Source organism: Nodularia harveyana UHCC-0300 (assembly GCF_034931085.1).
Lineage (GTDB): Bacteria > Cyanobacteriota > Cyanobacteriia > Cyanobacteriales > Nostocaceae > Nodularia > Nodularia harveyana.
The window spans coordinates 1-10188 of the sequence record NZ_JAYGHG010000055.1 but is presented as its reverse complement, the minus strand read 5'-3'; the positions used below and the strand labels follow the sequence as shown (position 1 = coordinate 10188).

The following is a 10188-nucleotide window of genomic DNA, read 5'->3' as shown; positions in this document are numbered from 1 at the left end:
ATCAATTCAGAAAGTGGTTGGAGTATTTTGGAGTTAAGTTTGGCAGAATAACTGTAGCAGTTAATCCCGCCTATACTTCTCAAAAGTGTTCTCACTGTGGTGCAGTAGTTAAGAAATCTTTATCAACAAGAACTCATGTTTGTGAATGTGGCTTTAGTTTGGATAGAGATGGAATGCTGCTATCAACATTCTGCAATTAGCCTTGAGTACCGTAGGGCATACGGGAACTTCGGTTCGGCTTCGCTCACCGAGCGTAGTCGAGGTGAACGCTTCAGGAGATTCTACCTCTACTCGCACTGGAGAAATCCTGTATGAGCAAGTTGGGTCTATGAATGAAGAATCCTCACGCCTTTAGGCTGAGGAGTGTCAACTCACTCTCACCTTTAAAGCATCCATCTATGGATAGAAAAACCAAGCGCCTGTTATTGCTAGTTTGTTCCTGTAGTCTTGCTGGTGTCATTCTCGGCGGTACATCCAGTTGGGCAGAAAGCAATCTCTGCTTGCAATCCGAAACAGTCACAGACAATTGTCTCACACAAAACCCCATACAAAGAACTATCCAAGGCATGAGTACAGGTTTAATAGCAGGCGCAGGGGCGGCGGGCGGTGTAGCATGGAACTTACATCATGAGGATTAATTCCTCAAGTCTGAAAAGTCTCTACAAAGCTTCTTTAAAAACGATAATTGCGATAGCTACCCTCACTGTAACCATCCCGTACCCATAAACTAACGGGTACAGCATTACCTTGAGGGTCTACTTTCACTCTCACAGTAATCGGGCGAATCTGTCTGCCGCCTCTATTGCCCCTAATTTGTTGTACGCTTTGGAAAATATCACTACTAATTTGCTGGCGTTGTTCTTCTGGAAGGTAGTAATTTTCCACGCCGTAGCTAATAGTATTATCTTGATATACCCCTCTTAAAGCCACTTGATTGCTAGGGAGAAATTGCGGCACATTGCTAGTGACTCTGATTGGTCTCCAAGGGCTGGGAATACCACGACTAGAAGAAATTTGTTGCTCTTGCAAAATCACATACAAGTTAGTTCCTGATTGCAATTGTCTATTTCTTCCCTGATTCATTCTCAGCAAATCATCCCAACCGGGAAGTCTTCGCAAATTCTCCACACGGGATATGTTGTATTCCAATGCTAGGGAAAAATCTCCCACCACATTATTAGGATCTTGAGGTAATGTTTGGATAATCACATCCCTACCAGTCAGATTAGTATAGGCAGCTTGGGTGGGAACTGCGAGAATTATACCAGCTTGAATTAACAGGGGAAGTAAGAGCCGCCAAAAAGGTAAAGGCTGATTCGCCTGTTGTTCAGTCGCAATCAGATAATCTCTAAAAGTCAACTTCTCCGAAAATTCTACTTCCGGGGATACTGTTCTAAATGATTGATTTTCAGTTGTTTCCGAAGAATCATTTCTCATCAGCGTAGTCCTAAAGTTAAGGGTTATTTGTCACAATTGTTTCTGGTTAAATACCAGAATTAGGACTGACGCAGAGATTCCCATAAAACAGCAATGCACAGAGATGTTAGCCACTAGTATAGGCGACCTGAAACTAGTCACCCAATGAAATTTTTCAAACCGTTACAAACAAAACAGTAATTACGACTTAGAACTACTAGTGAAACGACCTTCAAACCATAATCCAGCGCTAATTAATGCCGAACCGCAGATAAAAAACACAAGGGACTGAAAAAGTCGGTCTGTGTCGTATTCTATCGCCCGACTAATAATTTGTAGAGTTAATAATAGCATACCTCCCCAGAAGGTACTTCTATTATTTAACTTTAATCCTTCTCGAATTAATCCAGATGCCAAAAACGCCAAAAGTACATTGAAGATAAAACTACCTAATTCATCAATGCGGGTAATAGCTAAATGCCAAAAGGGTGTAATGATAATGAAACCCAAAAAGGTAGAAACAAGAGCAATGGTAAAAATTACTTCCCGGCGGGGAGGGTTATTTCTGAGACGCAACAGCGATAACCATTGCAATACAGCTAAACCACTGAGAATGCCTAAATCAATTACAGGTAGAGACATAAACAGATTGGTTCTATTAGCTAGCGCAAAGGAATTTAATGTTGGGGCTACCCATTCCTCACGAAAAGACAAAGCATAAAACACCAAGCCAAAAAAGATTAATGCTAAATCCCGCGCCAGAGGTTGGAATAATCTGTAATTAACTGTGGGGAAAAGCAAATCATCATAACTCCAGAATAAAGCTGGTGGTAATGCAAAGGCAAAAGATGCCACCCAGGGAGCCATATTAGAATAATTTAGCAGTGGTAAAGGATTAAGATTTAACTGCAAAGTGACCGCAAAAACTAACGCTGCTAAAGCAAAAATCCACCGCGAGCGACAAAAATATGCTAAGGGTACAAATAGTAACCATGACAGCAAAGGCATATGTCGCACTACCAAACGCACCCAATTCCATTCATCATTAGAAACTACAAAGTCTCCTCTTCCCAGCCAATACCCAATTTGAATGAGGATAATGGCCATAAATCCCAGGGAACTTAAGGATAGACTGTAAGCCATTACTAATACACCAAATCCCCAAGCAAAAAACAGTTCGGCAATGGAACCGTTAATATTGAAAATTTGTGCCATCAGCAATATATTTGCACCTAAAATAAAGGCGCTGAGGATTAATAATCCTTCTCCCAGAATGCGCTTGCTTTGTTGCTGTTTTTGCCGTTGATTATTACCTGACTTGCTGTCTCTCCATGTATAAAAACCAGTGATACTAGTTGAGATAAATAAACTCATCATGAGGATGAATTTGACTTCTCTTGACCATATTTGCCAGTTTGCTGCTACAAAGGTAACTATACCTAAACACAAAAGGATACTACCTAGAGAAATGACAACTACTCCAAAGCGATCGCGCGCCGCCGCTTCTAAATTATTAAACCGATAACGGTCAGCAAGACTTTGGTACTGTGAAGCGCTAATTAGTCCTTCATCTCGCCATGATTTGGCTTCTCTCTGTAATTTTTCCTGAAAGTTATCTAACATTTATGACCATCTCCGGTGCAGTGGGTTAACTGATCAAGCATTATTAGAATGGCGGTGAATGTACTTTCAGTATGCAGCCAATACCCTAGATAGCATTGTTCCTCTGTAACAGTTTTACTAATGGAAAAACCATCAAAATTATTACTTAAACTCTCACGGCGTTTGTTTGAAAACCCTGATAAACAAGCAGAATTTATTGAGGCTTTAATTCATCCTCAACCTTTCAATCCGGCTATTCTTTGGTGTCAAAATCAGCCAGATATATTGCCTTTTTCGGTAGAATTACCAATAAATTGGCAACCAGATTTCGTCCAGCGCTTATCTTTAGGAGAAAAACCCGGTAAACATCCTTTACATCAACAAGGTTATTTTTATTGTTTAGATTTTTCGTCAGTCTTTGCGGCTTCAGTTTTATTAACGATTCCTCAGCCTGTAGATTTAGTTTTTGATATGTGCGCTTCCCCTGGTGGTAAGAGTGTCTTTGCTTGGAAAGCTTTAGAACCTGAGTTACTGATTAGTAATGAAGTGATTGGTAAACGTTTGGGGATGCTAATTTCTAATTTAAAGCGTTGTCAAGTTAACCCTTGTACTGTGGTTAATCGAGACTCTAAGATTTTTGCTGAAATTATACCATTATCTAGTAATTTAGTAATTGTAGATGCTCCTTGTACTGGGCAATCTTTATTAGCTAAAGGTCAAAAAGCTCCTGGATGTTTTCATCCTACAGCTATTAATAAAAGTGCCAATCGTCAAAAAAGAATTATCGCTAATTCTGCTCAATTAGTTGCACCACAAGGCTACCTTCTTTATATGACTTGCACTTATTCTCCTGAAGAAAATGAGCAGGTTTGTGAATGGTTGTTGTCACGGTTTCCTCAGTTTGAAGCGGTGAGGGTTAGTTATTTAGGTGAATTTCAGTCTCATTTAAGTCATATTCCCTGTTATCGGATTTTCCCCCAGGATAGACTGGGTGCGGGTGCGTTCACGGTACTGTTTCAAAATACTGCGGTGGGTAAGGCGCAGGAGGTAGATTTAGATGCTTTGTCTAAGGTGTGGATGAATACGAACCGCAGAGACGCAGAGAACACAGAGAATTTTTAAATTAATTCACTAGAGATATGCACAAAATATGCTAAAGCGCATCTATCACAAGAAATAGTCCGTTAGATAGAGTTAAATGGCAATAGAGAGATTTTTCAGTAAAATTACTGGAGTACATACTTAGATTTAATTTTAGAATACACTGAGATATTTAGGGTAATTTTATCATGTCAGAAGTTCCTATTCAGTGTGAGAATTTAGCAGCGCAAGTTGAGTCTATATTAAAACTTTTACAGGAAGAAGCTTCTTTACGTTCGCAAGATGTGATGTCTGTGCGGACTTCTTTGGGTAAAGTGATTTCGCCGAAGTTTGAAATTGTCTTTGCTGGTGCATTTAGTGCGGGTAAGTCAATGTTGATTAATGCGCTGCTAGAACGGGAATTATTATATAGTGCAGAAGGTCACGCCACAGGGACAGAATGCAAAATTGAATATGCACAACCTAATGAAGAACGGGTGGTTTTAACTTTTTTAAGTGAAGCTGAAATTAGAGAACAAGCCACTTTTTTATGTCAACAGTTGAGACTTGACACAACAGTTAATATCAATCAGGCTGGAGTAATTAACAAGTTGCATCAAGATTGTGAGGCTATTATTCAGCAGGAAGGTGGGGAAAGTAGATCAGAACGTGCAAAACAAGCGAAAGCTTTAATATTGCTGTTTGATGGGTATGAAGCAAACCGTCAACATATTCATACGATGAAGAATGCTACCCATTCAATGGATAAATTTAATTTCTCGAATCTGAAAGAAGCTGCTGGATATGCAAGACGTGGTAGTAATAGTGCTGTTTTAAAGAGGATTGAATATTACTGCAACCATCCTTTATTAGAAGATGGTAATGTGATTATAGATACGCCTGGAATTGATGCACCTGTGGAGAAGGATGCACAGTTAACCTATGCAAAAATTGAACATCCTGATACATCGGCTGTGGTTTGTGTCTTAAAACCTGCTTCGGCTGGTGATATGACTAAGGAAGAAACAGAACTTTTAGAAAGGATGCGAGGAAATAACTCAATACGCGATCGCATTTTCTACACCTTCAACCGGATTGATGAAACTTGGGATAATCAGGACTTAAGGCGGCGTTTGGATTATTTAATTAATCAACAGTTTCGAGATACAAATAGAATTTATAAAACCAGTGGATTACTGGGATTTTATGGCAGTCAAATCAAATACACAAGCATTGAAGATAGATTTGGGTTAGATTCGATTTTTGCAGAGAGTGTTAAAAGTCTCAATGGTACAGAAGAAACCCCGCAATTTGTTTATGAGTTTAACAAATACTGTATTTCTGGAAAGCCTCCATCTAGTCAGTTTTCCATTGTCATCACTAATAATAATGGTCCTAACCAAACTTATGTGAGCATTTTATCTCAGCATGGAACACCTTTAATTGATCAGCTAATTAAAGATAGCGGTATTGAGGAATTTCGCACAGCGATTACTAAGTATTTAGCAGAAGAAAAGCGTCCAGAACTTTTTAGGAATTTGGCTGATGATTTGCAAGAAATTTGTATTAATTTAAAGAAAAATTATCAGGAGCAAAAACACGATTTAGATAGTCAGCCAGATGAAATCGAGGCGATGAAAGACCAGGAGTTACAACGCCTAAATCAGCAATTACAGGAAATTGGGAAAGAGTTTGACCAGCATATAAAAGAAGAAGTCAACCAAATAATTAATAATTCTTGTGAAAATTTTGAGGCTGATTTTAAGCAATTAAAATCAGGGATGATTCGGCGTTTAGATGAGTTAATTAATACTTTTTCTGTAGTTAATGCTTATAAACGTGCTACTGACAGTCACAAAAGAAATTCAACTGCGCCTTTGTTAGCTGTTTTAGTAGAAGCATTTTATTATCTAGCTAATGAATTAGAAGATATTTTGATTGATGCTTCCCGAAAATTAGTAAATAATTTATTTAATGATTTGATGGAGAAGATTAATAAATCAGGATATCATAGCAGATTGTATCGATTTTTAGGAAATGACGGTGGTATTGAACAAAAAATGAAAACCGTCCAAGAAATAGTTGTAGAAGTTTTAGTAAGTGAAGCTACAATAGAATGCGATCGCTACGTCAGAGAGAGTCCCACATTTTACCAAGAAGGTCATTTTTCCATCTATCAATTACGCCAGACATTACAACAAACTGCGAAAACCTATGATTTGGAAAGCATGGTAGAAGCAGAACCCGCAATTAGGCAATTTTTAAAGATAGAATTTGAACCGAAGGTAAAGAACACAATTCTCAAAACTTTTCCTCAAACTGTAAATCAAACTCTCAAAAGTCGCTTGTTACCAATGGCGGAAAAGCAAGCCGATGATATTCTACAACAATATCCCCAAGCGCGAGCATATTTAGAACAAGGACTGCAACAAGAAGCTGAAGAAAAAATTCGGAATAATCGCCTCTTGCTGAATGATGTTAAACAAAAAATCCTAGATTATAACTCAGCCGTTTCTCAGATTAATAATTGCTTACAGTCGATGCATTTATATGATCATTTGTTACCTGTAATTGGTAACGAAAATCTGCCACCTTTGGAAACTGATGCAAAAATTGTAGAAGACAACGGGACTAATAATATTGTCGATTCCGAAAATTTGACAGATAGTACTAGTTCATTATGGTAAATAATTAGAGTTTGTAGTGGGGACTTAAGTCCTCGCTATTCTCTCACTTTCTTGAGATCATCAAAGATGAATAAAACACCGCGCATTCCTATCCCACCCTCAGTAAGAAAATATGTATTTGAACGTGACAAATATCAATGTCAAAGCTGTGGAAAAACTAAGCTAGAAGCTAACCTCACCATTGATCATATTATCCCCCTAGCTCGTGGTGGTCAAAACGATATTAGTAATTTACACACTCTTTGTCTCACTTGTAACCAGCAAAAAACAGATAAACTGGACCCCCGCTTCCGGCGACATTTTCAGAATTAGGTATTTTCCAGAAATAAATTGTGCCTTTATATTTAATTGTGTTACGTTGAGTAACGAGGCGTAATACATAGGCTTTGTTATGGTTCAGGTTCTGTATACCCGACTGGCACATCAACCACTGGATTGAGCGTGTACTACAGAGTAACCTATAACGTCTACACATAAACCCTAAAAGTTAGCTCACTGGTAGAGCAATCGACCTCCAATCGATCTGTTACAGGTTCGATTCCTGTACTTTTTCCCCACCCTGAAAAGGTGAAAACACTAACCTGAAAAGGTTGCTAAAAACTCTGTAATGTAGGCTTACTACAGCTCATCGCTTGCGGTGTTAAGTAGTAGCAGTGACGAAGCCAGCGCGAATGTTTTCTCCCTAACTTGAGTCTGTCCCTTCGGTTTCCCTATCCGGAGTTCTGGAACTGGCTACCTGAACGGCAGATTTGAGGGTTGTTGTCTGTTTCTAGATTACCCCAGGGTAGTTTAGCAATAAGTAGTAGTCTTCTTAATCCAGTTCTGGATGTGATATTTGCCCGCAACTGAACTGTAAAAACCTACATTTACAGAGTTTAAAATATCTAGTATATGTAATATAAAATTAAAAGTTATCTGCTGTGTGATTCATTACTACTAATAATTAATAAATCACTTTAACTATGTCTTTATCAAATTTTTTTCATCGGCTAAAACTACCCAAATTATCTATGAAAATGTCTTTATGGAAAGCTTTTTATATCAAGCCTAACGAAATTGGGATTTTGTATCAACGCAGTGATTTTCAGAAAATTTTACAACCTGGTAATTACAACTATTTTGGTCGTCACTGGAATGTGAAAACCTATGATCTCAATCAACCAGAGTGTCAGATTGATAATTTGGAATTATTGCTAAGAAATCATGGTGCAGAGTTACAGCCGCATCTCTTAGTAGTTAAAACGGCATTTAATGAAGCGGCTTTAGTACGCTGTGGTCAAAATTGGGTGAGTGTTGCGCCTAATCAATTAACAGCTTTTTGGCGTGGTTTTATTGAGGTGGAATCTCATGTTTTCAACTTAGATGAAAGCTTGGAATTACCTGCTGAATTTGTACGGAAACTACGAGTCAATGCCCTAAATGGTATTAAAAAATTCCAAGTTTTTGAGTATGAAATTGGTTTGCTGTATGTGCAGAATAATTTTGTGCGACCGCTAGCAACAGGGGAGTACGCTTTTTGGGCTGTGAATAGAGATGTTTCAGTGCGGACTCTCAGCCGAATGATTCCAAATCCAGAGTTTCCTTTAGAAGATATCTTGATTTCACAACATCCTGATTTTGTGGAGGCTTATTGCAAAACTGTCGAATTGCAAAATCAACAAGTTGCGATCGCCCGTTATCAAGGTAAAGTCATTAGTATCCTCGCGCCATGTAGTCGTAAACTGTTTTGGCGAGATGTAGAGGTCGAAGTAATTGACATCAGCACCGATGCTAAATTGTCCTCTGAGTTAGTTGCTGAGTTAGTTGTGGGTTTACCTGAAACTGTAATTCTGAGCCGCAATTGTTTACATACTGCCAACATACCTCCCCAATATGTGGGACTGTTGTACATCAATCAAGAGTTTCAAGAACAACTCCAGTCTGGAAATCATGCTTGGTGGGTGTTTGGACGTTCTATAAACACAGAAATCTTTGACCTCCGCCAACAAACGATGGAAGTATCCGGTCAAGATATTTTATCCAAAGATAAAGTGCCTTTGCGTCTCAATTTAACTACTGGTTACCGCATCACCGACCCACTCACAGCCAAAAATCGTTTATCTGATCTCACAAGCTATTTGTACAAAGAGCTACAATTCGCTTTACGTGGTGCTGTAGGTGCAAAAACTCTAGATGCTTTACTAGAAGACAAAGGAGCAATTGATAGCAGTATTTTTGATTACATTCACCAAAAAACCACCGACTATGGCATAGAAATAGATTCGGTTGGGGTTAAAGATATTATTCTTCCTGGTGAAATTAAGGCGATTTTAGGCAAAGTAGTAGAAGCGGAAAAAATAGCTCAAGCTAACGTCATCCGTCGTCGTGAAGAAACTGCGGCTACTCGCAGTATGTTAAATACTGCCAAAGTGATGGAAGATAACCCTGTAGCATTGCGTTTAAAGGAGTTAGAAGTATTAGAACGAATTGCTGAAAAAATTGAAAAAATCCAAGTCAATGGGAGTTTGGATAGTATTTTAACCGATTTAATTCGGATGAATCGTGATTAATATCTCTGACACTCAATTATGCCTCTCTGCGCCTCTGGGTGATAAAAATCAAGACTCCTGAAAATGTTCTTCTGTTGCTTCGGGAGTCATAGTTTTCACCCCTTCCAAAAGCTGAGACATCCAAGGTGAAGCCACAAGTATTGCTGCTAAAACCACTAAAAATACAGAAATTGCAAATATTTGATCACGAGGAATTTCTAGTACACCACGTAAAATCACCTCTCGCAAAGCAGACACAATCGTAATTTCTACGGCTGCGCCTACAGAAATGCGCTGTTCTTGTAAATAATCAAGTAATAATCGGAATAATTCTACTAATATCAAAATAAACAAAATATCAGATGTAACTTCCCGTAAATCCAAGGGATGTAAAAAAGAGGAAAACATATCTGCTAACCGAATCAGCATCACACCAAATAATACCAAGCACAGAGAAATAACAATAAAATCCTGAAAACTTTCTAAATTTTTAATGATTCTCTCTCGCTCAAACCAACTTCTTACCTCTATAATTACCCGCTTTGGCATAGTTACTCCACATAGTTTAACTTCTTGAACTCCATAATAAACAATTGAAAATTTTGAAAGTTATTATTAATCACCTTTTCCTCAAACCTCAGCGAACCTTTGCATTTAATTACTTTCCCTCACTTAATTAAAGGTATAAAAAAAAGGTGCGTTGCTTCATACAACACACCATACAGATATTCAATCTCGTTTAAGAGGCTGTTTGAAAAGTATTATATGAAACCCATAATCTCCAAAAACCTAACCCCCCTACCCCCCTTCCCTACAAGGGAATGGGGTTTTCAAAGCCTCTCTCCTTGCAGGGGAGAGGTTTGGAGAGGGGTCAA

8 protein-coding genes and 1 pseudogene are annotated in these 10188 nt (G+C 38.4%); 6 read left to right on the top strand and 3 right to left on the bottom strand.

All coding sequences use genetic code 11. From position 1 onward, the window contains the following. A pseudogene (locus VB620_RS20465) lies at window positions 1-355 on the top strand (RNA-guided endonuclease InsQ/TnpB family protein); the annotation flags it as partial. 43 nt (window positions 356-398) lie between these two features. Beyond that, window positions 399-638 (top strand): hypothetical protein, encoded by a 240-nt coding sequence (locus tag VB620_RS20460; protein ID WP_323197998.1) that lies wholly within the window; start codon window positions 399-401, stop codon window positions 636-638. Between the two features lie 34 nt (window positions 639-672). Here the strand turns inward: VB620_RS20460 and VB620_RS20455 are convergent, their stop codons facing one another. Together VB620_RS20455 and VB620_RS20450 are read right to left on the bottom strand one after the other, a co-directional pair. Next, window positions 673-1437 (bottom strand): GDYXXLXY domain-containing protein, encoded by a 765-nt coding sequence (locus tag VB620_RS20455; RefSeq protein ID WP_323197997.1) that lies wholly within the window; start codon window positions 1435-1437, stop codon window positions 673-675. A 180-nt stretch (window positions 1438-1617) separates the two neighbouring features. Beyond that, window positions 1618-3039 carry a DUF2157 domain-containing protein gene (locus VB620_RS20450; RefSeq protein WP_323197996.1) on the bottom strand — a complete coding sequence of 474 codons (1422 nt, stop codon included), beginning with the start codon at window positions 3037-3039 and terminating at the stop codon, window positions 1618-1620. Between the two features lie 120 nt (window positions 3040-3159). On the opposite strand from VB620_RS20450, the gene VB620_RS20445 reads away from it, so the two are divergent. The 4 genes from VB620_RS20445 (at window position 3160) to VB620_RS20430 (ending at window position 9334) form a co-directional block, all read left to right on the top strand. Then, a complete protein-coding gene (locus VB620_RS20445) occupies window positions 3160-4140 on the top strand; it encodes an RsmB/NOP family class I SAM-dependent RNA methyltransferase (RefSeq protein WP_323197995.1) in 981 nt (326 codons plus the stop codon). 167 nt (window positions 4141-4307) lie between these two features. Next, window positions 4308-6785, top strand: coding sequence for a dynamin-like GTPase family protein (locus tag VB620_RS20440; RefSeq protein ID WP_323197994.1), 2478 nt, complete (start codon window positions 4308-4310; stop codon window positions 6783-6785). Window positions 6786-6851: 66 nt separating this feature from the next. Beyond that, the gene (locus VB620_RS20435; RefSeq protein WP_323197993.1) at window positions 6852-7097 is read left to right on the top strand and encodes an HNH endonuclease; all 246 of its coding nucleotides are present in this window, start codon (window positions 6852-6854) and stop codon (window positions 7095-7097) included. Window positions 7098-7801: 704 nt separating this feature from the next. After that, complete coding sequence (locus VB620_RS20430; RefSeq protein ID WP_407674284.1) at window positions 7802-9334, top strand: slipin family protein; 1533 nt, start codon at window positions 7802-7804, stop codon at window positions 9332-9334. Between the two features lie 48 nt (window positions 9335-9382). Here the strand turns inward: VB620_RS20430 and VB620_RS20425 are convergent, their stop codons facing one another. After that, entirely contained in the window at window positions 9383-9862 is a 480-nt protein-coding gene (locus tag VB620_RS20425) for a phosphate-starvation-inducible PsiE family protein (RefSeq protein ID WP_323197992.1), read from the bottom strand. Between the last annotated feature and the right edge of the window lie 326 nt (window positions 9863-10188).